Below are 25,379 nucleotides of genomic sequence, written 5' to 3'. Positions count from 1 at the left end.
ACGATGACGCTTGCCGTGCTGATCCCGGCCCGTGGAGGCTCAAAAAGCATCCCGCGCAAGAACCTCGCGATGTGCGGCGATCGCTCGCTGCTGGGCTGGACCGCTGACGCCGCGCTGCGCTCTGGCGTGATCGACCGCGCTATCCTTTCCACCGACGACGACGAGATTGCCGCGGCCGGCGTCGCACTCGGCCTCGAGGCGCCGTTCCGCCGCCCGGCTGAACTGTCGAACGACGGCGCGCTGATGCTCGGTGTGATGCAGCACGCGCTCGCCGCGCTGCGTACCGAAGGTGCCGAGGTCGAGGCGCTGGTGCTGCTGCAGCCGACTTCGCCGTTTCGCCGGCCACATCATGTCCGCGAGGCGGTCGAGAAGTTCCGTTTCGCCAAGGCCGCGACGCTGGTCAGCGTGGTGCGGGTGCCGCACCGCTTCGTGCCGGAAGGCCAGATGCGCGAGCAGGACGGCCGGCTGGTGCCGTATTTCGGCGGCGAGGTAGGCAAGACCCGGCGCCAGGACAAGGAGGCGTTGTTCGGCCGCAACGGCCCGGCGGTGCTGATCGTACGCAGCGCCGTGCTCGACGCCGGCGCACTCTACGGCGATCCGATCGTCGGCTACGAGATGGATGAAATCTCCTCGATCGACATCGACGCGCCGGAGGACCTGCGGCTGGCGGATCACCTGATGCGCACCGGGTACGCGCAATGAAGGTGCTGCAGGATTGGGTTCGTCGCACGCCGTTCGCCGGTCCGCTCGCCGACGCGATGGTCCGGCTTCGGTCGCCTGACGTGTATCGCCGGCTGCGCGCCGACGAGGCGCGGACATGGGCCGCCGCCGGCTTCGCGCGGCAGTTGCCGCCGCCGGCCGCCGATGCCCCGGTGATGCTGGTGCTCAGCATGACCAACAACACCTACGCGGCCAAGCTCGAATGCATGCAGGCCCTCGCGCTGCGACGCAAGGGCTGGCGGGTGAGGGTGCTGACCTCGAACGTCTACACCCACGCCCGCAACCTGTATCGCGCGTTCGGCATCGACGAGTTCGTTGCCTTCGAGGCGCTGATCGCGAGCCAGTCGGCGGAAGCGGCGGCGTGCGAGGAGGTCGCGCGGCGTGCCGAGGCGCGGATGGATTTCCAGTCGGTGCTGGAATGGACCTATCGCGGCGCTTGGCTCGGTCCGCAGCTGCTGTCGTCGGTGTCGCGGCGGCGGTTCGACGGCGCGCCCGACCCGCGCAAGCCCGATGTCCGCGAGGCGTTGCTGGAGCAGCTCGCGGAGTCGATTCGCTTCGTCCATGCCGCCGAGCATTATCTCGAGCGAGCGCGGCCGGCGCTGATCCTCGTCAACGAACCGAACTACCATGTGATCGGACCGTTCGTGGACGTTGCGATCGCGCGCGGCATCTCCACCATTCACTTCACCCAGCCATCGCGAGAGGACGCGCTGGTGCAGAAGAAGCTGACCCGCGACACCCGGCGGGTGCATCCGAATTCAATCACCACCGCGACGCTGGATCGGCTGATCGCGTCGCCCTGGGGCGATGCGCAGGAGCGCGAGCTCGATACCGAGTTCGAACAGCGTTATGGCGGCGTCTGGAAGGTGCAAGCGCGCAACCAGCCAGGCACGGTCGACATGACGCCGGACCAAATCCGCGACGCGCTGCAGCTGAACCCCACGCTGCCGACCGCGGTGCTGTTCTCGCACGTGCTTTGGGACGCCAACCTGTTCTACGGCAAGGACGTGTTCGAGAACTACGGCGAATGGTTCATCGAGACCGTCAAGGCCGCCGTCGCCAATCCGCGTCTGAACTGGCTGATCAAGCTGCATCCGGCGAATTTGTGGAAGCGCAAGATGTCCGGCGTCACCGACGAGTTCGGCGAGATGCGGCTGATCCGCGAGCAGATCGGCGAGCTTCCCGAGCACGTCCGTATCCTGCTGCCCGACACCCAGGTCAGCACGCTGTCGCTGTTTCGGATGGTCGACGTCGGCATCACCGTGCGCGGCAGCATCGGCTACGAACTGCCGTGCTTCGGCGTCCCGGTGGTCACCGCCGGAACCGGCCGCTATTCCGGCTTCGGCTTCACCGAGGACCACGCCACGCGCGACAGCTATCTGGCCCGAATGGCCTGTATCGAGCGGATCGAGCGGCTGCCGCCCGGCCAAATGCACCGCGCCCGGGTGCACGCGCACGCGCTGTTCGCGTTGCGGCCCTGGATCTATCGCAGCTTTCGCACCGAGATCGGCGCCGACGTGTCCGATCCGCTGTTCCAGAACCTCGTGCCCACGGTGGCGGACGATCGGCAGATTGGCCACAATGGCGACCTCGACGACTTCGCCGCCTGGGCGGCGAACCCCGAGGCGATCGACTATCTGGCGCGGGCCGCAGAGCCCGCGCCGCAGGCTGCCGGTTTGTGAGAGAGGCCCGAACGAAATGACCACACCACAGCCGGCGATGCTGAAATGGGACAACGAAACGCTGTCCCGGTTCTGGGGCTACTACTCGCAGTTTCCCGAGCTGTATTTCAGCCGCCAGAAGGGCCGGGACGTCATCAAGTTCGTCAGCGGCATGATCCCGAAGAACGCCATGGTCCTCGATTATGGCTGCGGGCCGGGACATCTTCTGCCGTACCTTCTGGATGAAGGTTACACCGTGCTCGGCGCCGACATCTCGCTGGAGACGATCGGCTCCGCGGTGAATGTCCGGGGGCGTGACAATTTCATGGGCTTCGACACGATTGATGGCCTGTTGAGCAGTGAGCGCAAGTTCGACGCGATCTTTCTGCTCGAAGTCATTGAGCATCTCGACGATCAGGCGCTCGAACTGACTCTCAGTCAGGCGCGCCGACTTCTCAAGAAAGGTGGCTTGTTCGTCGTGACGACTCCCAATGAGGAGCGGCTCGAGGACAGCATGGTGTATTGCCCCGTCGCAAACGTCATCTACCATCGCTGGCAGCACATGCGAAGCTGGTCGGCGGCGCAACTGGCGGATACGTTGTCGTCGCGGGGATTTCACGACGTGAAAGTGGAAACGCGAAATTTTCGCGACATCAGCACGCCGAAGGTTTTGCAAGCCAAGCTTCTGATATCGGAAATTTTCAATCGGTTCCGGAAACCGCAATCGATCTTGGCGACGGCCCGTGGGTAAGCCGCGCTCCCCGTGCCCGAATGTCGGCGTGAAGATGGGCGAAGTGATTGAGGTCGAGACAATTGGCTACGCTGTCGCAATTGCAGGAAGCTTTCGGGCACCGCTATCGAGTCGAAGCGGAGGCTGATAGCCACGGCGATATCGTCGCGGGGCGGCTGATCGACAACGCTGGCGGTCAGATCGTCCCGATTGTCGACGGCATTCCCCGCTTCGTGATGGGCGAAAATTACGCGGACGGTTTTGGACTTCAGTGGAATGTATTTCGGTCGACCCAGCTCGACAGCAGGTCGGGCCGGAAGCTGTCGTTTCAGCGCTTCTGGGAGGGCACTAAGTGGCGCCCGCGGGATCTCTACGGCAAGAGGGTGCTGGAGGCGGGTTCCGGTGCCGGGCGTTTCACCGAGGTGCTGCTCGACGCCGGAGCTATCGTCACGACCTTCGACTTGAGCGAGGCGGTCGTCGCAAATCGCCTCAACAACGCGGCCGGCGGCGAGGTCGTGTTCTTTCAGGGCAACATCTACGACATTCCCTGTCAGGATGCGGCGTTCGACTACGTATTTTGCTACGGGGTACTGCAACACACGCCTGAACCGGATCGCGCCTTCCAAGCGCTCGTCCAGAAGGTGAAGCCGGGCGGACGGATCAGCATCGACTACTATCTCAAGCACGACCGCCTCGACCCCTTCAATCAGCCGAAGTATTTCTGGCGGCGATGGACGGTGGACGTTCCGCCTTCCAAACTGCTGTCGATGATACGGAGCTACATGCCGATCTGGCTTCCGGTCGACACTTTCATTCGCCGTATACCGTTCCTGGGCCCGAAATTGCTCGGCCTGCTGCGGATTCCATGCTGGAACTACTTGCGCAGCGGATTGACCCGTGATCAGAGGCTCGAATGGGCGATCCTCGATACGTTCGACGCGCTGTCTGCCCGCTATGACGAGCCGCGCACGCTCGACGAGGTTCGGCATATGGTCGAGCAGGTCGACGGCCTCGACGAAGTCGACGTGTTCTACGGGAGCAACGGGGTCGTCGCCAATGCGAGGCGGCAGTGAAAGCCGGACAGCTCTCCGTCGCGCATTTGGCTCAATCGGACAGTGAAGGCGGCGCCAACAAGGCCGCGTATCGGATCCATCAGACTCTGCTGGAGCTGGGGGTGAACTCGACGTTCCACGTCGGCCGGCGGTTGAAAGATGATCCCACGGTGGTGCCGGCGCATTGGCCGGGCGTCGGGCGGTTCGGCAGCGACGTCGTCGCCTATCTCAATGCCCGCGCGCTGCGCCGCTATCCGGGGCGGCCACCGACGCCGTTCTCGCCGATGCGGTTCAGCTACGGCCGGATAGACCCGCGCAGCTTCGCCACCGCCAACGTGGTGTGCCTGCACTGGATCGCCGGTGCGTTTCTCGACGCTCGCCAACTCCGCGCGATCGGCAAGCCGATCGTGTGGCGGCTGTCGGACATCTGGCCGTTCAGCGGCGGCTGCCACTATCCAACCACCTGCACCGGATTCGAGCGAGTATGCGGCCAGTGCCCGCAGCTCGCCAGCGCTGATTCCGACGATCTTTCGCGCGACGGGCATCGCCGGCGGGAGCAGGGCTATCGCAGGCTCGACATCACGGTGGCAGCCCCGAGCCGGTGGATCGCCGATCTGGCGCGGCGCTCAAGCCTGTTCGGCGGCCGGCGGATCGAGCAGATTCCGACCGGCGTCGATCTGTCGGTGTTCCGTCCGCACGATCCGGCCGCGGCGCGCCGCGCCCTCGGGATTCCCGCCGCGGGCAGGATTTTGCTGTTCGGCGCGCTCGGGGCCACCGAGGACCCGCGCAAGGGCTACCGTCACCTGCTGGGCACGATCGAGCGGCTCGCCCAATCCGGCCGGCGGGATCTGACCTGCGTGGTGTTCGGCGGTGCCACCGACGGCGGGTCCAGCCAAATCGGCGGCTTTTCGCTCCGCCATCTCGGCCGGATCGACGGCGAGGCGAAGCTTGCGCAGGTGTATTCCGCTGCCGACCTGCTGATCGCGCCGTTCCTCGAAGACAATCTGCCGAATGTCGTGCTGGAATCGATCGCCTGTGGTACGCCGGTCGCGGCCTTCGCCGCCGGCGGTATTCCGGATGCGATTGACCACGGCGTCAACGGTGTCCTCGCGCCGGTCGGCCACGACGAAGGCCTCGCGCGCGGCGTTGCCGATCTGCTCGACCGGACTGATGTCGCCGCGATCAGGGCCGCGACACGAGCCGTAGCCGAGCAGAGGTTCGACCTCACCGTCTGCGGCCGGCGATATGGCGAGCTGTTCAGCGATCTCGCCGCCGAGGCGGCGCGGCTTTGACAGGACTTCGCTGTATCGGCCATCCTCGCGCTATCACAATCGGAGATTTGAAAGACGACATGCCGGTCTCGATTGCTCACGTCTTGCGGACTTACGGCGTGCATGGCGGCGAGCGTCAGCTCGCGCGGCTGTTTGCCGCCGAGGATGGCGCGCACTATCAGAACACGTTCTACTCGCTATACGACAACCCCGACTGCACAGCGTATTTCGGTCGGATCCCGCAACTGCGGCAGCGGAGAGTGTTCCCGCTGAAGGCGCCGGTGTTTCCGTCGCTGCGCAGCGAGATGCTGGTGCTGCTCGCGTTGCTGCCGATTCTGCAACTGCAGATGCTGTGGCTGCTGGCGACTGGCGGCCACCGGATCTGCGTGGTGCACGGCGTACAGGCCGCTGCGGCCTGCTGGCCGGCCGCGTGGCTGCTGCGTGGCATAAAGTTCGTCTACGTTCATCGCGGCACCAAGTCGGAGGCGGGCTCGCATCCGGTTTTCAGGCTGCTGTACCGGCCGTTCGACGCCGTCGCCGGCGTCTCGGTGGCGACGGCGGATTCGCTGCGATCACTGGTGCGCGGCGGCGACGTCGTGACGCTCGAGAACGGCATCGACTGGCAGGCGTTTGTCGCCGCCGCTGAGCGCTGCGAGCGGACGCCGGAGCCGACGATCGTCAAACTGATCTCTTCTGCACGGTTGCTGAAGCATAAGGCGCAGGCGTTTCTGCTCGATGAATTCGCGTGTGTGTTGCAGCAAAGACCCAATGCCGAGCTAATCGTCGCCGGGGACGGGCCGGAACATCAGAATCTGGTCAATCAGGCTGCCGAGCTGGGTATCAATGGACAGGTTCGCTTTATCGGCCATGTTCCGGACATCACCTGCCGGTTGATCGACAGCGACATCTTTGTCCACGCCTCGGAGGTCGAGGGCATGAGCAACGCGGTTCTGGAGGCGATGACGCTCGGTCTGCCGAGCGTGGTGGTGGACGCTCCCGGCGTAAGCGAATGTCATCGCGAGAGCGAGACCGGATTCATCGTCGAGCGCCGTCCTGGCGCGATGGTCGGACCGTTGCTGACCCTGATCGATGACGCCGACCTGCGCCGCAAGCTGGGCAATGCCGCTCGGCGTCGCGTCGAACGCGAATATTCGATCGAGGCCAATGTCGCGCGCTACCACGCGCTGTACCGCCGGCTCCTGGCCGACGCCTGATGTGCGGGCTGGTCGGAGGCGTCTGGCGGCAGCCGCAGGCCCTCGCGGCGTCGGTCGCGACGGCGGCGCTCGGAGTGCTGACGCATCGCGGGCCGGATGCCGGGGATCAGCATCACGAACCGGGCGTTTTCCTCGGCCACCGGCGGCTGAGCATCATCGATCTTGATCCGCGCTCGACCCAGCCGATGCACGCCGGTCCGCTGAGCATCGTATTCAACGGCGAGATCTACAACTACCGCGCGCTCCGGGACGGTCTCGTCAGGCGCGGGGTCGTATTCCGCACCGAGTCCGACACCGAGGTGCTGCTGGCGTCGTTCGCGCTCGATGGGCTCGACTGCCTGCCGCGGCTCGAAGGCATGTTCTCTTTCGCGATCTGGGACCGCGACTGCCGGCGGCTGACGCTGGCGCGCGACCGCTACGGCGAGAAGCCGATGGTGTACTACGCTGACGCCGATTCGCTGCTGTTCGCGTCAGAGATTCCGCCGATCGAGGTTCTCGCAGGCGATGGGCTAGAGGTCGACCGCAGCGCGTTGCCGTGGCTGTTCCGGTTTTCCTATCTGCCAGCGCCGGCCTCTCCCTATCGCGGGATGCGGCAGCTGCGCCCGGCGCACTGGCTGCAGCTCGACCTCGACCACTGGACGACCAGCGAAGGTTGCTATTATCAGCTCCCCGCGCCGCCGGTCTCCCGTCCGCAAGCGGAGATCAGCTTCGACAACGCCCAGGCCGAACTGCGCCGGCGGCTGACGGCGTCGGTCGAGCAGCGGCTTGCGGCCTCCGACGTGCCGATCGCGACCTTCCTCAGCGGCGGGCTGGACTCGTCGATCATTTCCGCCATTGCCGCGCAAGTCTGCGGTGGCAAGATTGCTGCCTATTCGGTCGGCTTCCCTGAAGATCCGGCGTTCGACGAGTCACCTTTCGCCCGATCGCTTGCGGCGCGTTATCCGCAAATCGAGCACCACGTCATCGAGGTGACCGAGGACAAGCTCGCCGGCTTCACCGATCGAACGCTGGCGATGCTCGGCGAACCCTATGCCGACGCCTCTCTGATTCCGACTGCGTATCTGTGCGCGCACGTGAACGAGAAGGTTATTCTCGGCGGCGACGGCGCGGACGAATTTTTCGCCGGCTATGGGGTGTATTCGGCAATGCTCGTGAGCGCGCGGATCCCGAGCTGGATCAAGACCTTAGCGCAACTGGTGCCGATGCATGGCAATCCGGCGGAGATCGGTAATAACTTGCTCCGTGCAGCCGCATTTTTCCGGATGCATCTTGGTCCGACATCCGCGGCGGAGTACCTGTCGTGGCGGTCCTACGCGACGCCGGCGCAGATCGAGCGGCTCGGCTTCGCGCGGACGGAGGCGGCGGCGCTGCCGGACGACTTCGCAGGCCTAGACCTGGCGACGCTCCGTGACATTCTGATGATGGACATCCGCTTCAACCTGTCCGCCGACATGCTGAAGAAGGTCGATCTGGCCAGCATGCAGCATAGTCTGGAGGTTCGGCTCCCATTTCTGGACTCGGAACTCGTCGCGTTTGCGCTTGGCCTGCCCGAGACGTTCCTGATATCGCGTGGAACTCGAAAGCATATTTTGAGAGAGGCATTTCGCGAGCAGTTGCCGGAAGATATCCTCGGCCGCGGCAAGAAGGGGTTTCTGCTACCCATTCGCAAATGGATGAAGTCGGGCAGAATGCGCGACGAACTTCTCGATCTGGCCCACGGGCAATCGTTTCTTGACCCGGCGGCGGTGGAACAATTCGCCGGCGAGCACCGGGCAGGGCGCACCGATCAGTCGCAATTGCTGTGGGCGTGCTATGTATTGCTGAAGTGGCAGGGTCGTCGGGCGTCTTTTGCCGGCTGATCGTTCGTAGCGTGCATCTTGGGGGACAGCTTGATGGCACGACTGCAAAGCGAGGTCGCGACCGGGAGCGGCACCTCGGGCGTGCTGGAGGAACCGCTGTCGTTGTTCGACCGGGCGCCCGGCAAGCTGCTGGTCGTCGGCGGGCTGTTTGCAACGGCGGTCGCGTGGTGCTTCATCCGTTCGCACTACGACGACTGGGGAACGGACGGCCTTTCCGATTCTGCCGTCCCGCTTCCTCTTCGCGCACTGGTGATGTTGGCAATGTTGGTGCCGGCCCTGCTGCTGTTCGGGAAGGAATCCCGACTGGCATGGCTGGCCGGCCTGTCCGCCTCTCTGGGGACCGTCCCGCTGTTGCCGTTGTTGCCGTTCCTGCGCGATTACACGCATCTGGTGATGATCGTCTGGCTGATCGCGGTGGGACCGTCTATGTTTCGGCGCGTCTCGATCGAAGGCGTTCCTCCATTTGCCGCTTTTTTGCTGGTCTATGTCGCGATCTGTGTGGTGTCGACGACTGCTAATTACGTTATGTTCGGCAATGTCTGGCAACTGAAGGTCGGCGTTGCGTATCTCATCCTCTTCGGAGCTTTTGCGTTGCTGATCTGCGCGATCGCCGTTGCGCCGGGCAAAGCGGAGATGCGGTTCGACAATCTGCTCGACGGATTCGTCTGGGGTGTCGCCGGGCAGACGCTGGTCGCTTTGGTGGCTGTCCCCGCGCTGTTCTACGTTCCATTCACCATTGGCAACGATACCGTGTATGGGATCGGCTACTACGACAAGTACAAGTCGACCTTCTCCGGCCCGGTGTCTCTCGGCATGTACTTCGTGATGTCGGTGCCGTTGCTGCTGCTCTGGGCTCACCGCCGCGACGCGCTTGATTTGTCGGCCCGCGCCCTGGCGCGGCCGAGGGACGTCGCCGGCTGGGTGGTGCTGGTCTATCTGCAGCTGATGCCGTGGCTGATGATGGCGACGGGAAGCCGGACGGCGCGCGTGACGTTCGTGTTGACGCTCCTCATGCTGCTAGCGATCCCGCGAACCCGAAAGGGTACCGTGATGATGCTGCCATCGACGATCGCGGCCTACAGCGTCAGCTTTTTCTACCAATCCTTGCCCGCCGCGGTCTATCGCTTCGTCAGCAGCGACGTCGACCCGAGCCGGGATCTGTCGAATCGCTTCTTCGCGGTGCAGGACAGGACCGAACTCGCCAAGGAGACCATTTCCACCATGGTCAACGCACCGCACGGGCTGGACATGCTCGGGTTCGGTCCTGGCACCGGCGGATACCGCCTCAGCGGATTTCCCGAGCCGCACAATTTCCTGATGAATCAGTGGGCGGAAACGGGTGTGCTTGGAATTATCGCGCTCACTTGTTTCTTCGTGGCGCTGATCTGGGGGCTGTTGCAACACGCCCCGGCGACAAGGCAGTGGTCGTGCCCCGCAGGGCTGCTGCTGGTGACGCTGCTGTCGTTTGCGCCGGCAAACCTGACCTACAATCCCTCTTACTGGGGAGTCTCGATGAGCATGGTGTTGATCATGAGTGCGGCGGTGGTCGCATTCGATCAGCGGGAGCCCCCTCCTGTTGGTCTTAAATAATGCGGCCCTAGGGTCCGTACTCAATTCGCTTGCGACGCGGGGCGTTGACTGATTCAAGGACTCCGGGGGGCACGGAGCCCTTGATGAGCAAGCAGCTTTACTGGCTGAGCGATTCCGAGTGGGTGCGGATCGAGCCGCACTTGCCGCGCGGACGGCGTGGGGCTGACCGGGTCGACGACCGACGGGAGATCAGCGGCATCGTGCACATGCTGCGGATCGGCGCCCGCTGGCGCGACTGCCCGAAGGAGTACGGCCCCTACACGACGATCTACAACCGCTTCAATCGCTGGAGCCGGCAAGGCCTCTGGTTCGAGATTTCCGAAGCACTGACGGCTCGACCGGCATCATCGCGACGGTCGCGATCGACAGCACCCACATCAAGGCCCACCGCTCTGCGGCGGGCGGAAAAGGGGGGCCTTCAAGCAGGCGATCGGCCGCTCGCGCGGCGGACGGACAACGAAAATCCACACCCTGACCGATCACTGCGGCCGGCCGCTCGTTCTGTTGCTCTCGTCCGGCAACATCAACGACATCGCCTTTGCACCGACGCTAATCGCCAGAGTGGCGCCGATCACCGGCCTCATCGCGGACAAGGCCTACGACGCCAACAGTCTGCGACGTCTGCTCGCCGAGGGCGGCGCCAAGGCCGTGATCCCGTCGACCACCAGCCGCAAGCAGCCGATCCCCTAGATCGCATCGCCTACAGGCGCCGCAATCGCATCGAGCGGATGTTCTCGCGGCTCAAGGACTTCCGACGCGTCGCAACCCGCTACGACAAGCTCGCCAGAAACTTCCTCGCCGGCGCAATCCTGGCCGCTACCGTCGCTTGGTGGCTCAATTGAGTCCTGACCCTAGCACTACTTTGGCAGATTTTTGAGGTCTCGATCCGGTCCTGGATTTCCCGAATCGCGTCATCGGTGATTCATGAGAGGTGGGCTCCCCGGTGTGGCGCGCCAAGGAGAACCTGCTCGCCTCGGTCCCAGGCGTCGGGCCGATCATCGCCCGCACCTTGCTGCCCGAGCTCGGGCAGCTCGGCCGTCGGGAGGTCGCGGCCCTCGCCGGCCTCGCGCCCTTCACCCGCCAGTCCGGCCAATGGCGCGGCCGAAGCTTCATCGGGGGAGGCCGGACCGTCGTGCGCAGCGTGCTCTTCGTCGGCGCCATGGTCGCCGTCCGCCACAACCCCGTCCTCGAGCTCTTCTTCACCAGGCTCGTCAATGCCGGCAAGCCGAAGATGGTCGCCTTGATCGCCGTCGCTCGGAAGCTACTGACGATCCTCAACGCCATGCTCAGGGACAATCGACCATGGCAAAACGCTTGACAGCCAAGACAGTCGCTCACCCCGCTTGGTTGCAAATCCGGGATTTTGATCGTATTTCTTCGCTAGCCGCTACGTGACGAGTTCATTCGTGCCTAAAATATCGAGGTATTGGGCACGCTTTGACCAAATGTCGGATCTTCACGCATGGATGGTCCAAACCGTTCGACTGAACAACGTCTCGACGTGCTGTCGGTCGCGCGGATCGACCGGCCGCGTCATGCCGGTTTGGCGCGCCGCATCATCGCTCAAGCTGCGTGGCTGCCGTCGATCGCCGTTGACGCGCTCGAGAACCTGGGGCTGACGCTGCAAAAGATTGCCAACACTATGCGGTTCGAGAAGTTCTGGGCCGAAAAGGTCGCGGCTGACGATCGCGTAAAATTCGTGCCGACCTTCAATAAATCCGTCGGTAAAAAGCCGATCTGGAACGCTGCACTGAATTGGATAAGTGCGAATACATCGGGCGGAACGATCCTTGAATTCGGCACCAATAACGGTGGCTCACTGAAATACTTCGTCGATCATTTGCCGCGGAGTTACTATCTGGTCGGGTTTGACAGCTTCGAGGGACTGCCGGAAGCTTGGGACGGGCTGCCGGCCGGATCGATTAAGGGCTTTGGCGCGCCCGGCGAATTGTGGGGCGACGACCCGCAGGCGCGCGCCAAGGTGATCACAGATGCCGCCGCCGGTATCCCATTTCCGGCGCCGCCGCAACCGAACGTCAGCATCCAATCCGGATTATTCGCCGAAAGCCTGACGCGTTATCTCAGCGGCGGCTGGCCTCAGGATGTGCGGATGATTCACTTCGACGCGGATCTCTATATTTCGACGCGGCCGGTGCTCGACACGCTATGCGGACAACTCAAGCACAGGTATCTAATTTTGTTCGACGAGTTCTACTCGGTAAACCACGAGTTCAGGGCGTGGAACGAGTTTCTGGCGCTGTACAAGTTGGTCGACTGGCGCGTCGTCGCCACGAGCGAAGACGGCTCGCAGGTGCTGATCGAGGTTAATACCCGCGCGCCACTAGACCTTCCGGCTGCTACCTAGAGTGGAATCTGGCGGGGCGGCATCGCACCGTCGTGGCACATGGAACGCCGAGCTCGCGCAGGGTGACCTTCCGGTTCCCGAGCATTCGCGTCGGCTTGCTCGCCGGTTTGCCGTGGCTCAAGGTGCTGTGCCCGGCCTGCGTCACCATTGGATCGTTTATCTTCGCCGGGTCGACCGACGCCCCGAGGCCGCTGTCGCCGGCCTAGGGTCAGGACTTGATTGAGCCACCAAGCGACGGTGGCGGCCAGGATTGCGCCGGCGAGGAAGTTTCTGGCGAGCTTGTCGTAGCGGGTTGCGACGCGTCGGAAGTCCTTGAGCCGCGAGAACATCCGCTCGATGCGATTGCGGCGCCTGTAGGCGATGCGATCTAGGAGATCGGCTGCTTGCGGCTGGTGGTCGACGGGATCACGGCCTTGGCGCCGCCCTCGGCGAGCAGACGTCGCAGACTGTTGGCGTCGTAGGCCTTGTCCGCGATGGCCGTCGACGATCCTGGTGATGACGTCGGCGAGATAGACGTGCGGATCGATGCCGATCAGCTTGCATGTCTCGATCAGCGAGGCGACGACAGCCCAGTGCTCGGCACCGCCGTCCCAGCCGGCGAAGAGCGCGTTCTTGCGGTTGAGGGCGATCGGGCGGATCGAGCGTTCGACGACGTTGGAGTCGATCTCGATGCGGCCGTCGTCGAGGAAGCGGGGGGGCCGTCCCAGCGCGAGAGCGCCTAATGAGACCTGTGCGCGGATAGCTCTGGACGACGCATCGAATTTCTGACTCGCTGATCCGCAGAGCGGATCGGGAGTGGGCGATGTCACGGCGGCGGATCGGTCAGGAGACGCTTCAATTCGGTTCTGGACCAAGTCGCGGCCGGTCGTCACTCGACGCGCTGGCGGCGCTTATAGACTGGGCTCCAGGCGTGATCGTCGATGTCGATCACCATCTCGATGCGGGGCAGATGGGAGGGGAGCGATCCGCGGTTCGTGCGCCGCCTGGCGGCGCGGGCCGCGCGCTCGGTCGGAGCACCCGCGTCTTCCTCGGCCTTGCCGCTCGCCGCCACTTGTTCGATCTCCTCGAGGCCGAGCAGCAACTGGTCTGGGGCGCATGTGGGCGCGGCGCGGTTCGCGACCGCGCCAGCCCGCCGACCAGCGTTATGAGAATGCCTGGCTGTTCGGGGCCATGGCGCGTGGCACCTGTGCCGCGGTTATCATGCTGGCCGCCGATACCCGAGGCCATGGAGGTCCCCCCTCGACGAGATCGGCAGGACCGCCGCCGAAGGTGCGCACGCCGTGCTGCTCCTCGACCGCGCCGGTACGAACTGCCCCCGGAAAATGACTGTATCTGCCTACTCCCACGGCTGCGTGCACGGGCACTTCTTATCAGCTACGTTATCGCCTGCTCTCTGCTTTCGACCATCCGTTTTTCGTCCAGTCAGCGGATGAACCCGACGGCCCCTTCATGTTCCTTGTTGGCACGTCGCATGCTCGTAGCGTCGGAAACCCAGCTATGCCCGGAGCCGGACGCCGACGCCCCCGCTGTCTTCTTCGATAAACTCGATACCTGCCAACTCAAGCGCCGTGCGCAGTTTGGTGGCAGTCTCATCGCGGCCACCGATCGCGCCATCCTTCGATTCCAGACGCTTGATAGTTGGAATCGAGACCGCAGCAGCAGCAGCAAGGTCGTCTTGAGTCCAGCCCAGGAGAGCACGAGCCGCCTTGATTTGACGGATTGATACTTTTCGGATTGACATCAGTTGCTGCCTTGTTCGATACTAAAAGTATCGAACTTGGAGAGAGCTATGCGAGAAAGAACTTCACATCCTTGCACTCGCCATGAGGTGCACACGGACCGCCGCACCTTCCTGGGCGGCTCCGATGCCCGGATCGTCATGGGGCGGGACGAGCGGGCGCTGACGCGCCTGTGGCGGGAGAAGCGGGGCGAGGTGGCGCCGCGCGATCTCTCGAACGAGCTCGTCGTCCAGCTCGGACACGCGACCGAACCGCTCAACCGACGCTGGTACGAGAAGAAGACCGGATATCGGGTCGGCCACGTCCAGCGGCGCGTGACGCATGTCGCGCTGCCGTGGATGGCCGCGACCCTCGACGGGCTGGTCCAGGAGACCGGTGCGGTGTTCGAAGCCAAGTTCATGTTGCCGTGGTCGTTCTCGGAATCGGCTGCGGTCAGGAAGCACATGGCCCAGCTCCAGCACAACATGCTCGTCGTCCAGGCGCGGTCGGCGGTTCTGTCGATCATCACCGGAGGCGGCAAGTGGGTGCTGGTCGAGGTCCAGGCCGACCCACTCTACCAGACGATTCTGCGCGCCGTGGAGAAGGCGTTCTGGCGGGCCGTGCAGACCGGGGAGGCACCCCGGCTGTGGGACGACGAGCTCCCGGAGCCACGGCTGCAGGCGATGCGGGTGGTCGACATGGCGACATCGAATGCCTGGGCCGAGTACGCGACGCTCCTGCGGGGCACGCACCCGGCCTCGCTCGCGCACCAGCGGGCCCACGCCGAGCTGCGAGCGCTCCTGCCGTGGAATGCCAGCGAAGCCTCGGGGCATGGGGTCCGCGTCGTGCGCACCGAAGCCGGCCGGGTGACGATCAGCATGACCGATCGCCGCAGGGTTCCGCCGCAGGAGGCTTTGCGCGGTGCTGCAGTGGGTTCAGGGGACCCGGTCCAGGAGGCCCCGCCGAGGTTCGGCGCTGAGCGGGCGCCGGCGTTCCGGGTGGTGGATCGGTTTCTCGACGAGCCCGGACGGGAGGCGGACGGCTGGGTGGACTTCCCGCCGTCCAGCGACACCCCCGAACCGGGTGCGGAGGCCCTGACCCGAGACCCCGGCCGGGACGGGGTCGAGGAGAGGGGACCGGAGCCGACCGGCACCATCGACAAGAGCATGCTGCCGATCGCGACGCCGAAGCGCCGTCGCGACAAGGCCCATCTCGGCTTCGTCGCGCGACGGCCGTGTCTCGTCTGCGGCCGGCGGCCATCCGACGCTCATCACCTGCGCTTCGCTCAGCCTCGTGCTCTCGGCCGCAAGGTCTCGGACGAGTACACGGTCCCGCTGTGCCGCACCCATCACCGGGCGCTCCACCGCTCCGGTGACGAACGGCGCTGGTGGACCGCGGTCGCGATAGAGCCGATCGCGGTCGCGCAGTCGCTCTGGAGCACCTCGCGCCGCTCCGAACCGAGACGCCGGCAGCTGTCGTCGAGGACGGGTCCCGATCCCGCCTCGGCGGCCTGAAGCGGGGAGGGCGTCCCGGCTCGCGCTCACGCGTGCTCGGGGTCGCGTCCGCTCTCGCTCACCGTCTGCCTGCCTCTCACTCCCTCTCTCGCCCCCCAAGACCACCAACAACCGGACCACCGGAGGCTTTCGCATGCGCATCGACAAGAACGAGACCATCCTGGGCTACAAGATGACCTTGATCCGTGACCTGTTGCGCCGGATCAGCAGCCGCATCTGGACCGACGAGGACATCGCCGCGCATTTCCACATCCCTCTCGCGCGGGCCGAGCAGCTCGCCGACGCCCTGATCCGGCGCGGCTTGCTCACGCTGAAGCCGGACGCCGAGGGGAACGAGCGCGACCTCGTGGTGACGGATCTCGGCCAGCGCCTGTGTGCGGCCCGCTTCCTCAAGCCGATCGCGAGGAGCCGGGCCGACGCGATCATCGCCGACACACTCGTGCGGATCGAGGCCATCAATGCCCGCGACGAGCTCGTCTACCGGATCGCGGAGGCGCACGTCTTCGGCAGCTACTTTCGCGGGGAGGCCGAAGTCTCGGACGTCGACCTCGCCGTCCGCCTCGCGCGGCGGCGGCCCGGATCGAAGTTGTCCGAGGAGAACATGGACCGGGTTCGCGCGAGCGGTCAGGTGAACCTCACCTTCCTGCGCATGCTGACGTTCGGCTCGAACGAGGTCCTCAAGCTGCTGCGTAGTGGCGCCCGCCACCTCCATGTCACGCCGTGGGATGTCTTCGAGGAGCTCGGCGTGCCGAGCCGGCGCATCTATCCGCCGCTGTCCGAAGGGGACGCCGGAAGCGGGGCCGGCACGGGGCAGGGCGAGGTCAGCGGATCCGACCCCACGCCCGGACCCAGGCCGCGCCGTGGTGCTTCGTCCCGGCGCGGCCTGCCGAACCGCGGCCCGTCAGAACCGAAGGACCCGCGGCGGCCGGCTGCACCGAACCGGCCGCTGCCACTCAGGCCCGCCGCCTGAGGGCACGATCGAGCCACACACGACCCGTGCCGCGGGGCGAGGAGGGGCGCCCTGCGGGTTCGCGGATCGAATGCTTCGTCCCGATGCCGATAGAGCCGGTGAGACGAGCGGGACAACCGAACGGACCACGGAACGCCTTATGTCGGACGACATCAACGACGCGCCGGCCCCCCTGTGTGGCTTCTCCAGTGACGAGATCCGGTCCCTCCTGCGCCGGATCGGCGATCAGATCTGGCACCCGATCGACTTCACCTTGCGGCTTCGCATTCCCCCGCGGGCCGGCTTCGATCTTGCGGACGCCCTCCTGGCCCAGGGGTATGTCGCGGGCGTCGCCGGGTGGCGCGCCGACAAGGGGCGCCTCCCGGGCCTTGCGCTGACGCCGCTCGGTCGGCGTCTGACGGGGGAGCGCCGGCTGCAGCCGATCCCGCGCCGGCAGGCCGCGGCGATCATCGCCAAGGTCACGGCGCGAATCGCGGACGTGAACGGCCGCCCCGGCTTCATGCATCGCATCGTCGAGGCCCATGTGATCGGGAGCTGGTGCTGGGCCGAGGAGGAGGTGACCGTGGTCGACATCGGGATCCGCCTCGCCCCGCGGCCCGAACGCACGCGCCAGATGAAGCGGGACCTCGCCGCAGAGCACGACGCCGTCGTATGCCTGGCGCGTCGGTGGACGGTGCTCGACGTCGCCGAAATCCTGCGGCTGGTTCAGGGCCGCACGCCGCACCTGCGCGTCTACGACTATCGTGACGCGGCCCAGCTCGGGCCGTGGCGGGAGCGCATCTATCCGCCGACGACGGACGAAGGCGACGGACCGTCCGTGTCGAGCACGGAGCAGGCCCGGGCGCGGCGCCGGATCGGGCGGTCAAAACGGCGCCGGGTCTCGGGAACAAAACATAAACGAAGACGGTAGCCGCGACCACTCCGCACGAATCGAGCTTGGCGTCGCGCTCTTCTGTTCGACGGACGAACATCATCACGGTTTCGTGTTATGTCGGCACCGTATCGAAAGTGACATTGGAGAGGCTGTCGATGCGAGTTGCGATGATCGGCACCGGCTATGTGGGGCTCGTGTCCGGGGCCTGCTTTGCCGACTTCGGCCACGAGGTGACCTGCGTCGACAAGGACGCGGGCAAGATCGCGGCCCTGCAGGCGGGCGAGATCCCGATCTACGAGCCGGGCCTCGACGCCCTGGTCGCCTCGAACGTGCGCGAGAAGCGGCTCGACTTCACCACGGCGCTCGCCGGGCCGGTGGCGGCGGCCGACGCCGTGTTCATCGCGGTCGGCACCCCGTCGCGGCGCGGCGACGGCCATGCCGACCTCTCCTATGTCTATGCCTGCGCCCGCGAGATCGCGGCGGCGCTCGACGGGTTCACCGTGGTGGTCACCAAGTCGACCGTGCCGGTCGGCACCGGCGACGAGGTCGAGCGGATCATCCGCGAGACGCGGCCGGACGCCGAGTTCGCCGTGGTCTCCAATCCCGAGTTCCTGCGCGAGGGCGCGGCGATCCGCGACTTCAAGCATCCCGACCGCATCGTCGTCGGCACCACGGACGAGCGCGCCCGCAAGGTGATGACCGAGCTCTACCGGCCGCTCTATCTCAACCAGGCGCCGCTGATGTTCACGGCGCGCGGCACCGCCGAGCTGATCAAGTACGCCGCGAACGCATTCCTGGCCACCAAGATCACCTTCATCAACGAGCTGGCGGATCTGTGCGAGCAGGTCGGCGGCGACGTGCAGGAGGTGGCGCGCGGCATCGGCCTCGACAACCGCATCGGGTCGAAGTTCCTGCACGCCGGTCCCGGCTACGGCGGCTCGTGCTTCCCCAAGGACACGCTGGCGCTGATCAAGACCGCGCAGGACAACGGCACGCCGCTGCGCATCGTCGAGACGGTCGCGGCCGTCAACGACCAGAGGAAGCGGGCCATGGCCCGCAAGGTCGCGGCGGCGCTCGGCGGGTCGGTGCGCGACAAGACGATCGCGGTGCTCGGCCTCACCTTCAAGCCGAACACCGACGACATGCGCGACGCGCCGTCGATCCCGCTGGTGACGGCGTTCAACGACATGGGCGCCAAGGTGCGGGCCTACGACCCGGCCGGCATGGAGCAGGCGAAGCGCGACCTCGACGGCCTCGTCACCTTCTGTGCCAACGCCTACGAGTGCGCGCAGGGCGCCGACGCGGTCGTCATCGTCACCGAGTGGGAGCAGTTCCGCGCCCTCGACCTGGAGCGGCTCAAGAGCGCGATGCGCCAGCCCGTGATGGTCGACCTGCGCAACGTCTACCGTGCGGACGAGATGGCGGCGGCCGGATTCAGCTATTCCAGTGTGGGTAGGGCAAATCCGCCATTGTGGGGCGGATCGTGACGACATGCCATGTTTCGGCTAAGAGCGCTGAAGTGCGGAGGATACCCACATGCATTTCTTGATCACCGGTACAGCAGGATTCATCGGCTTCCATCTGGCGAGGCGGCTGCTCTCCCAGGGCCATACCATCGTCGGTTACGATGCGATGACCGACTACTATGACCGCCGCCTAAAGGAGGATCGGCACGCGATACTGACCGGGTATGCGGGGTTCCGGGCCATCGTCGCGCCGCTGGAGGAACTCGGGGCGTTGCGGGCCGCTGCCGCCCTCGCGCCGCCGGACATCATCATTCATCTAGCCGCCCAGGCTGGAGTGCGCTATTCACTTGAGCATCCGCGCGCCTATATCGATTCGAATCTCATCGGTTCGTTCAACCTGCTTGAGGTTGCCCGGGAGTTCGCCCCGCAGCACCTTCTGCTTGCCTCTACCAGCTCCGTCTACGGTGGCAATGAGACGATGCCGTTCCAGGAAGTCGAACGCGCTGACTTCCCCATCACCATCTACGCCGCAACAAAGAAGGCAATGGAGGAGCTGGCGCACTCCTATGCGCATTTGTGGAGCGTGCCGACAACTTGCTTCCGTTTTTTTACTGTTTATGGCCCCTGGGGGCGCCCCGATATGGCGCTGTTCAAGTTCGTCAACGCAATCCAGCATAGCCGGCCAATCGAAATCTACGGCATGGGCAATATGCGGCGAGACTTCACCTATATCGACGACTTAATCGAAGCTGTGGTCCGCCTGATCGACCAGCCGCCAGTTCAAGGAAAGCCGGTGCAGGTTCCTGGCGCGGCCGATACGCTTTCTCCTGTAGCACCGTGGCGGGTCGTCAACATCGCCGGAGGTCAGCCAATAGGGTTGATGGACTTCGTGACAGCAATCGAAATCGCCTTGGGACGCCAGGCTGAGAAGCTCATGCGGCCAATGCAGCCCGGGGACGTGCGTGAGACCTTCGCGGACCACCGCCTGCTGGAGGTCTTGACCAGCTTTCGACCAGGCACTCCAGTATCAGTTGGAGTTTCCGCGTTCGTTGAATGGTACTTGTCGCGCTACCGGTAGTGGCGAGATTGGATAAAGCCTCTCGCTTTCGTACCACTTCGCTGCGTTCCGAGACAGCCGCTAGACGAGTCAGTTACAGGGTTCTCGCAATGACTTCGCCTGTTCAGTTCGATCTCCGCGGTAAGAAGGTCTTCGTCGCTGGGCACAGAGGCTTGGCGGGGAGCGCCATTGTGCGCCGTCTTGCTTGTGAAGATTGCGAGATCGTGACCGCCGACCGTCAGCAACTCGATTTGAGACGACAACTCGCCGTCGAGGAGTTCATCGCCAAAACACGACCTCATGCGGTGTTTCTTGCTGCAGGGCTGGTAGGGGGAATCCATGCCAATGCAACCTATCCCGCTCAATTCATTCTTGAGAATCTCCAAATAGTCACGAATGTCATTCAATCCGCTTATGACTACCGCGTCGATAAGCTTCTGTATCTGGGCTCTTCATGTATTTATCCAAAGCACGCCCCGCAGCCAATGAGCGAGAACATGCTGCTCACCGGCCTGCTCGAACCAACGAACGAGCCTTATGCGGTCGCCAAGATCGCTGGCATAAAGCTTTGTGAATCGTTTCGCCGCCAGTACGGCGCCGACTTCATCTCGGTGATGCCAACCAATCTTTACGGCCCGGGCGACAACTATCATCGCCAGAACAGTCATGTTCCAGCAGCGTTGATTCGCCGTTTCCACGAAGCCAAGCTGGCGAACGAGCCGCAGGTGGTCGTGTGGGGCACGGGCAGCCCGCGACGCGAATTCCTGGCTGTCGACGATCTCGCCGACGCCTGCGTGTTTCTGATGAAGCACTATTCCGACATCGGCTTCCTCAATGTCGGCACCGGGCAGGACGTCACCATCGGCGAGTTCGCCCGCGTCGTCGCCGACGTCGTCGGCTACACCAACGAACTCCGGTTCGATACCTCGCGACCGGATGGTGCGCCCCAGAAGCTGCTCGACGTGAGCCGCCTAACGGCCCTCGGCTGGCGTTCGAAGATCTCTCTCCGCGACGGCCTCGCTGCTGCGTACGCCGACTTCCTCGCCGGCGGCGCGCGCCACATCGACTGAGACGCGGTGGCCCGAAACACTGCCTCGGGCTCAGTTCTGGCAAGCGTCACGTCCGGTCGGCGCTTTGCGTTGCTTCGGGTGGTAGCCGGAATGATTGGGTGCAGCCTATCAATAGTGTGCATTGTGCTAGCACTACTTTGGCACTTTTATTTTATTCAGCACCGAGAAGGCGATGCGTCTTCTACAGTGAGGGCACCGGCGAACCGGTTGCAGCATGTGGGCGATGATGGCGTGTCGAACGGCGGGGAGACTCGGTTGAGGTGGTGACCCGTCGATTCTTTTTTCCCGCTCGGCCGCCAGACGTCGATGCTGGAGGAAGGCGTAGGCAATCATCGTCATGAGGGCATCACGGTGCAGCCCGTGCCAGGGCCGTCCTTCGAAGTGGTCGAGCCCGAGCTCCTCTTTCAGCTGCTGATGGGCCTGCTCGCAGATCCAGCGAGCCTTGATGGTGGCGGCGAGTTGGCGCAGTCCCAGCGTCGATGGCAGGTTGGCGAGGTAGTACTTCGTCTCCCCGGAGGAGCGGTGTTCACCGACGAGCCAGGCTTCCTCGCCCGGCAGATGCTGTTGGCCCTTGTCCCTGATCCGCTGCGCAGGACCGTCAGCGATGCGCACGCGGATCGCTGCGAACCGCGCTATGAGGCGCCCTTTCGGTCCGGTGCGCCATAAGATGGTCCGCCAAGGCAAATCGGCGAGCATCACCTCGGCCGGGACCGACAGAACATCCGGAATGTGCCGTTGCCGTGGGCGACCGCGAGACGCTTCGGGCCAGATCAGTCGCACGTCGATCCGAACACGTCGGCCGTCGACACCGTCGAGTACGCCTACCTCGAAGGCAACGAGGGCGCCTATGTGACAAACACAGCTGCCCCGACGATCAACATCCCGAACACGCTGACGGGCCGCCAGCCCGAGCCGAATGCCGCTCGGCCGGCGGGTGAAGAATTTACGTGTAAAGGGAAAGGGATAGGGCAGGCGGCTATTCCGGTTGACCTGGGCCGCCCCAGGCTGTTTCTGTACCCGCCGCGTAGATGGGAGGCTGGGAAGTGGCGCATGTACAGGGGCCGGCTCTTTATCGAGCTCTGGGCACATATCGATTTGCGCTAGCGTTCATGGTGTTGGTCAGCCACACGTGGACGTTCAGCGCACCGGGTTCATTCGTCCACAACGTCGGTCTCGGCAACGTCGCCGTAATGGCGTTCTTTATTTTGTCAGGCTTCATCATCGCTGAAGCCATCGATGCGTTTTATTTGGGGCGGCCGGGGGCCTTTCTCGCCAACAGGGCGCTAAGGCTCATCCCCCCGTACTGGGGAGCTGTGCTTGTTTCCATCTGCGTTCACGCGTCCATGTGGCGACTTGGGACTTTGCAGCTGCAAGACTACGCGGCGCCGCCGGTCGATGCGATGCTGTCTTGGCAGAATGCACTCGTGCAGCTCACAGCCATCGTGCCGGTGTTCAATTTCAACAATATTCTACCGGATCGGGAGTGGTACTACTTCGTTCGTTTTGCTTGGGCGATCTTCGTCGAATTCGTCTTCTATGGTGCCGTAGCCGCGTGCATGATCGGGTTCAGTGTCGGCGGCAAATTCCTTTCCGCCCGCACCTACTGCATCGCTTGCGTGGTTGGCGCGCTTTCTGTTCACGCCATCAGCGAGTATCTGCGTCCACTCCACTCGTCCTTTGCTTACATCCCGTACTTCGCATTCGGCGTGTGTGCTTATGCTGCGGTCACGCGAGATGACTGGGTCGCGAAACTCGTCGCAGCGGTAGCCCTCTTTGCAGCTGTGCTGCACTTTATCCGGTATACGCAGGGTCGGGTGAATCTCAGCGCAGCGTGGTTGGAAGGTCTCGCATCGCCCCCTGTCTGGACCGCCGTGTTGCTTTTGGTAGGATGCGGACTCGCAATCTTTCCTCTATCGCGCGTTCGACTATCCTCTGCTGCCGTGCGCCGGGATAAATGGTTCGGAGACCTCGCCTACCCGCTCTATCTCAATCACTATGCGGTCATCGTCTTGGTGCTGTCGCTGGAGGGACTCGGCGTAGCGTCTCAAATCACCGCAGTAATCGGGTCATTAATTCTCGCTTGGACGATGAAGATCGCCATCGAACGTCCAATGGTCGCTCTGCGAAACCGTATCCGGGGCGCAGACCTCGCGATCGTCGAGCCCACATCCTCAGCGCCACAACTTCATACTGTCTAGAACCGTGAAATCGCCTCGGAAAGCCCTTACGCCTGTCGCGCCACTCCGACGTCGCCAAGGCGATGGATTAAACTCGCGGATTTGCCGTTGTAGCGCGCGCTGATGATCCTGACGCCGGCTGGGGTGTTATTCCGGCGGCCATGTGCGCGGGGCGGCGGCGGAGCTCCAAGATATTCATGGAGACCGACGTCCACGTCGAGGACGCCGGGCGCGTGGTGGCCGACCGCCTCAACGGGCAGCGGCCGGCAGCGCGCCGGCCGACGTGCCGGTGGCGATCGGCAGGCGACGGCCAGGTCAAGGTCCGGTTCGAGGGTCTCTCGGGTGACGAGGTCGTATCCCTCCGGCTGAGGCCGCCTTGACCGCCGCCCAGCTCGCGGAGCTGGCGCAGATCGTCGAGACCGGCCCGGACCGGGCCGTGCATGGCATGGTGTGCTGGCGCAAGGTCGATCTGAAGCGCCTGATCGCCGAACGCTTCGTATCCATCCGATAGCGGCCGCCTTGTGGGCGAGGGGCTGATTATGATCCGGGACGGAAGTCATAGGACTATCACTAGGAGTAGTCCTATGACGAAGACGCAGGTCGAGGTGATCACGTCGGTGCAGCGGCGTCGGCGGTGGTCGCGGAGTACCCATCCGGCGGGGGCCGCGGGATTTCTGCATGCGCTGTCCGGGACGGAGGGTCAGGCGGCGAGAGAGTTGGGCGCCGGCGTCCAGTTCCAGGGCAGCAGCGCGGCCAAGTCTCGGATGGCGTAATCGTTGATGCGTGAGAGGACGTCGGTGAGCCAGGCTTGCGGATCGACGTCGTTCAGGCGGGCGGTCTGGATCAGGGTGTACATCAGCGCGGCGCGTTCGCCGCCGCGGTCGGAGCCGGCGAACAGCCACGACTTTCGGCCGAGCGCGATGCCACGCAGGGCGCAGATCTCGAGGTCGACGACGAGAGGAGCGACTCGCTCACGACGCAGGGCGAGGCGCTCGGCCGCGTTCCGCGGCGTTGTTCGTCAGGCAGATTCGCCCGTCGTCGAGGAACCGCGTGAAGGCGGCCCAGCGCTTCAGCATGTCGCCGGCGAACCGTTGATCTCGCGCTCGACGTCGAAGATCGCGTCGATGCGCGTCACGGCGTCGAGGGCCAATGGCGCGACGGCAGATGGCTTCGCCCGAGCCTTCGTCGTCACGTCGGCCAGCACGAAGAACTTGCGGCGTGCGTGTGACCAACACGCGGATTCCACGAGCGGCGTCGGCTTGCGTCCCGCCTCGTAGAGCCGATTGAATCTCGCATAGGCGTCGGCCTGGAGGATCCCGCCATATCCATGCAGGTGGCGCTCGGGATGATCGCCTGTGCGATCACGCGAGTAGAAGAACACGGCCGCCGGCGGATCATGCCCGCCGAACGGGCGATCGTCGCGCACATAGACCCAGGCCCGGCCGGTGTCGGTCTTGCCCTCCGCCAGAACCGGCACCGGCGTGTCGTCGCCGTGCACGCGGTCGCCGGCGAACACATGGGTTCTGATCAGATCGTAGAGCGGGCGCAGCAACGTGGCGCAGCCGCCGACCAGGTCGGCGAGCGTCGACAGGCTCAGATCGACACCCTCCCGTGCATAGCGCTCGGCCTGACGGTTCAGCGGCTGGTGCTGCCCGTACTTCTCGAACACGATCATGGCGAGCAGGCTCGGTCCGGCGAAGCCGCGCGGCAGAGCTCGCGCCGCATCTTCTCGATGGCGAGCCGCAGATGGGCGACCAGCGCCTCCGCGCTCGACACCTCGGCGCGAGCCCCGGCCAGTTCCGCGTCGCGCGCGAGCAAGAGACGCTTCAGCGTCTCGACGTCGTCGGGCAAGGGCTAATCATACTAACGGCCCTCATGATTGACCGATGTGAGCCCAAGCTCGCATTCCGATCGAGGTGATAGTCTCCGGCTGGGCGACGAGGTGTCGCCAAGCGTCGCAGGCGGCGTCGACGATGTCGTCGTAGGTGTCGAAGACGCGGTTGGAGAGCCAGTTGCCGCGCAGGAACTGCCAGACGTTCTCGACCGGGTTGAGCTCCGGCGAGCGCGACGG

The 25,379-nt window shown here is 64.6% G+C and carries 24 protein-coding genes and 5 pseudogenes; 21 read left to right on the top strand and 8 right to left on the bottom strand.

Annotated features, from left to right (window positions below; translation table 11 throughout):
* Positions 1 to 3 precede the first annotated feature (3 nt).
* The 11 genes and pseudogenes from CCR97_RS03055 (at position 4) to CCR97_RS03005 (ending at position 12,462) form a co-directional block, all read left to right on the top strand.
* Positions 4 to 702, top strand: coding sequence for an acylneuraminate cytidylyltransferase family protein (locus CCR97_RS03055; protein ID WP_111356322.1), 699 nt, complete (start codon positions 4 to 6; stop codon positions 700 to 702).
* Positions 699 to 2,402 carry a hypothetical protein gene (locus tag CCR97_RS03050; RefSeq protein WP_111356321.1) on the top strand — a complete coding sequence of 568 codons (1,704 nt, stop codon included), beginning with the start codon at positions 699 to 701 and terminating at the stop codon, positions 2,400 to 2,402. Before CCR97_RS03055 ends, CCR97_RS03050 begins: the two co-directional genes overlap by 4 nt.
* 16 nt (positions 2,403 to 2,418) lie before the next feature.
* Complete coding sequence (locus CCR97_RS03045; protein WP_170145744.1) at positions 2,419 to 3,132, top strand: class I SAM-dependent methyltransferase; 714 nt, start codon at positions 2,419 to 2,421, stop codon at positions 3,130 to 3,132.
* A gap of 62 nt (positions 3,133 to 3,194) precedes the next feature.
* On the top strand, positions 3,195 to 4,184 hold the full coding sequence (locus CCR97_RS03040) for a class I SAM-dependent methyltransferase (RefSeq protein WP_111356319.1): 990 nt from the start codon (positions 3,195 to 3,197) through the stop codon (positions 4,182 to 4,184).
* Positions 4,181 to 5,455, top strand: a complete 1,275-nt coding sequence (locus CCR97_RS03035; RefSeq protein ID WP_111356318.1) for a glycosyltransferase — start codon at positions 4,181 to 4,183, stop codon at positions 5,453 to 5,455. The genes CCR97_RS03040 and CCR97_RS03035 overlap by 4 nt, the downstream gene beginning before the upstream one ends.
* 59 nt (positions 5,456 to 5,514) lie before the next feature.
* The gene (locus CCR97_RS03030; protein WP_146618687.1) at positions 5,515 to 6,648 is read left to right on the top strand and encodes a glycosyltransferase; all 1,134 of its coding nucleotides are present in this window, start codon (positions 5,515 to 5,517) and stop codon (positions 6,646 to 6,648) included.
* Positions 6,648 to 8,507, top strand: a complete 1,860-nt coding sequence (gene asnB / locus CCR97_RS03025) for an asparagine synthase (glutamine-hydrolyzing) (RefSeq protein ID WP_111356316.1) — start codon at positions 6,648 to 6,650, stop codon at positions 8,505 to 8,507. The genes CCR97_RS03030 and asnB overlap by 1 nt, the downstream gene beginning before the upstream one ends.
* A 33-nt stretch (positions 8,508 to 8,540) precedes the next feature.
* Positions 8,541 to 10,097 (top strand): O-antigen ligase family protein, encoded by a 1,557-nt coding sequence (locus CCR97_RS03020; RefSeq protein ID WP_111356315.1) that lies wholly within the window; start codon positions 8,541 to 8,543, stop codon positions 10,095 to 10,097.
* An 83-nt stretch (positions 10,098 to 10,180) separates the two neighbouring features.
* A complete protein-coding gene (locus CCR97_RS03015) occupies positions 10,181 to 10,939 on the top strand; it encodes an IS5 family transposase (RefSeq protein ID WP_244670237.1) in 759 nt (252 codons plus the stop codon).
* Positions 10,940 to 11,043: 104 nt separating this feature from the next.
* Positions 11,044 to 11,415 (top strand): annotated as a pseudogene (locus CCR97_RS03010) (transposase); the annotation flags it as partial.
* A gap of 144 nt (positions 11,416 to 11,559) precedes the next feature.
* The gene (locus CCR97_RS03005) at positions 11,560 to 12,462 is read left to right on the top strand and encodes a hypothetical protein (protein ID WP_111359656.1); all 903 of its coding nucleotides are present in this window, start codon (positions 11,560 to 11,562) and stop codon (positions 12,460 to 12,462) included.
* A gap of 221 nt (positions 12,463 to 12,683) precedes the next feature.
* Here CCR97_RS03005 and CCR97_RS03000 read toward each other — a convergent pair.
* The 4 genes and pseudogenes from CCR97_RS03000 to CCR97_RS02985 all read right to left on the bottom strand — a co-directional run.
* A pseudogene (locus tag CCR97_RS03000) lies at positions 12,684 to 12,896 on the bottom strand (transposase); the annotation flags it as partial.
* Between the two features lie 39 nt (positions 12,897 to 12,935).
* Positions 12,936 to 13,180, bottom strand: a pseudogene (locus CCR97_RS02995) (IS66 family transposase); the annotation flags it as partial.
* Between the two features lie 150 nt (positions 13,181 to 13,330).
* Positions 13,331 to 13,543, bottom strand: a complete 213-nt coding sequence (locus CCR97_RS02990; RefSeq protein WP_420826054.1) for an IS66 family transposase — start codon at positions 13,541 to 13,543, stop codon at positions 13,331 to 13,333.
* Between the two features lie 414 nt (positions 13,544 to 13,957).
* Positions 13,958 to 14,203: a helix-turn-helix domain-containing protein gene (locus CCR97_RS02985; RefSeq protein ID WP_111359657.1), complete on the bottom strand. Its 246-nt coding sequence runs from the start codon at positions 14,201 to 14,203 to the stop codon at positions 13,958 to 13,960.
* An 87-nt stretch (positions 14,204 to 14,290) separates the two neighbouring features.
* Between CCR97_RS02985 and CCR97_RS32245 the strand changes: the two genes are divergently transcribed.
* From CCR97_RS32245 to fcl, 6 genes are all read left to right on the top strand, one after another.
* The gene (locus CCR97_RS32245) at positions 14,291 to 15,694 is read left to right on the top strand and encodes a YqaJ viral recombinase family protein (protein ID WP_245429166.1); all 1,404 of its coding nucleotides are present in this window, start codon (positions 14,291 to 14,293) and stop codon (positions 15,692 to 15,694) included.
* A gap of 133 nt (positions 15,695 to 15,827) precedes the next feature.
* Positions 15,828 to 16,664 (top strand): nucleotidyltransferase domain-containing protein, encoded by an 837-nt coding sequence (locus CCR97_RS02970; RefSeq protein WP_201159288.1) that lies wholly within the window; start codon positions 15,828 to 15,830, stop codon positions 16,662 to 16,664.
* A 139-nt stretch (positions 16,665 to 16,803) separates the two neighbouring features.
* Complete coding sequence (locus CCR97_RS02965) at positions 16,804 to 17,574, top strand: hypothetical protein (RefSeq protein ID WP_201159287.1); 771 nt, start codon at positions 16,804 to 16,806, stop codon at positions 17,572 to 17,574.
* Between the two features lie 119 nt (positions 17,575 to 17,693).
* Positions 17,694 to 19,025 carry a UDP-glucose dehydrogenase family protein gene (locus tag CCR97_RS02960; protein WP_201159286.1) on the top strand — a complete coding sequence of 444 codons (1,332 nt, stop codon included), beginning with the start codon at positions 17,694 to 17,696 and terminating at the stop codon, positions 19,023 to 19,025.
* Positions 19,026 to 19,074: 49 nt separating this feature from the next.
* Positions 19,075 to 20,082 (top strand): NAD-dependent epimerase/dehydratase family protein, encoded by a 1,008-nt coding sequence (locus CCR97_RS02955; protein WP_111358518.1) that lies wholly within the window; start codon positions 19,075 to 19,077, stop codon positions 20,080 to 20,082.
* 89 nt (positions 20,083 to 20,171) lie between these two features.
* Positions 20,172 to 21,131, top strand: a complete 960-nt coding sequence (gene fcl, locus CCR97_RS02950) for a GDP-L-fucose synthase (protein ID WP_111358517.1) — start codon at positions 20,172 to 20,174, stop codon at positions 21,129 to 21,131.
* 181 nt (positions 21,132 to 21,312) lie between these two features.
* On the opposite strand, the pseudogene CCR97_RS02945 reads toward fcl, so the two are convergent.
* Positions 21,313 to 21,917: pseudogene (locus CCR97_RS02945) on the bottom strand (IS701 family transposase); the annotation flags it as partial.
* Here CCR97_RS02945 and CCR97_RS02940 point away from each other — a divergent pair.
* The 4 genes from CCR97_RS02940 to CCR97_RS32000 all read left to right on the top strand — a co-directional run bounded on the left by CCR97_RS02940 (position 21,867) and on the right by CCR97_RS32000 (position 23,819).
* Positions 21,867 to 22,235 carry a hypothetical protein gene (locus tag CCR97_RS02940; protein ID WP_201159290.1) on the top strand — a complete coding sequence of 123 codons (369 nt, stop codon included), beginning with the start codon at positions 21,867 to 21,869 and terminating at the stop codon, positions 22,233 to 22,235. The pseudogene CCR97_RS02945 and the gene CCR97_RS02940 overlap by 51 nt on opposite strands.
* A 5-nt stretch (positions 22,236 to 22,240) precedes the next feature.
* Positions 22,241 to 23,329, top strand: a complete 1,089-nt coding sequence (locus CCR97_RS02935) for an acyltransferase family protein (RefSeq protein ID WP_111358516.1) — start codon at positions 22,241 to 22,243, stop codon at positions 23,327 to 23,329.
* Positions 23,330 to 23,505: 176 nt separating this feature from the next.
* The gene (locus tag CCR97_RS02930) at positions 23,506 to 23,688 is read left to right on the top strand and encodes a hypothetical protein (RefSeq protein ID WP_111358515.1); all 183 of its coding nucleotides are present in this window, start codon (positions 23,506 to 23,508) and stop codon (positions 23,686 to 23,688) included.
* Positions 23,685 to 23,819 carry a hypothetical protein gene (locus CCR97_RS32000; protein WP_274611482.1) on the top strand — a complete coding sequence of 45 codons (135 nt, stop codon included), beginning with the start codon at positions 23,685 to 23,687 and terminating at the stop codon, positions 23,817 to 23,819. The genes CCR97_RS02930 and CCR97_RS32000 overlap by 4 nt, the downstream gene beginning before the upstream one ends.
* Before the next feature lie 189 nt (positions 23,820 to 24,008).
* On the opposite strand, the pseudogene tnpC reads toward CCR97_RS32000, so the two are convergent.
* The 3 genes and pseudogenes from tnpC to CCR97_RS02915 all read right to left on the bottom strand — a co-directional run.
* A pseudogene (gene tnpC / locus CCR97_RS02925) lies at positions 24,009 to 25,022 on the bottom strand (IS66 family transposase); the annotation flags it as partial.
* Complete coding sequence (locus CCR97_RS02920) at positions 24,980 to 25,159, bottom strand: hypothetical protein (RefSeq protein WP_111360796.1); 180 nt, start codon at positions 25,157 to 25,159, stop codon at positions 24,980 to 24,982. The gene CCR97_RS02920 and the pseudogene tnpC, both read right to left, overlap by 43 nt.
* A 22-nt stretch (positions 25,160 to 25,181) precedes the next feature.
* Positions 25,182 to 25,379: transposase (locus CCR97_RS02915; RefSeq protein WP_201159240.1), on the bottom strand; the 198-nt coding region annotated here is incomplete at its 5' end.

The organism is Rhodoplanes elegans (genome assembly GCF_016653355.1).
Taxonomy (GTDB): domain Bacteria; phylum Pseudomonadota; class Alphaproteobacteria; order Rhizobiales; family Xanthobacteraceae; genus Rhodoplanes; species Rhodoplanes elegans.
Note: the sequence above shows the minus strand (reverse complement) of the source record. Positions and strands in the feature narration are given on the sequence as shown.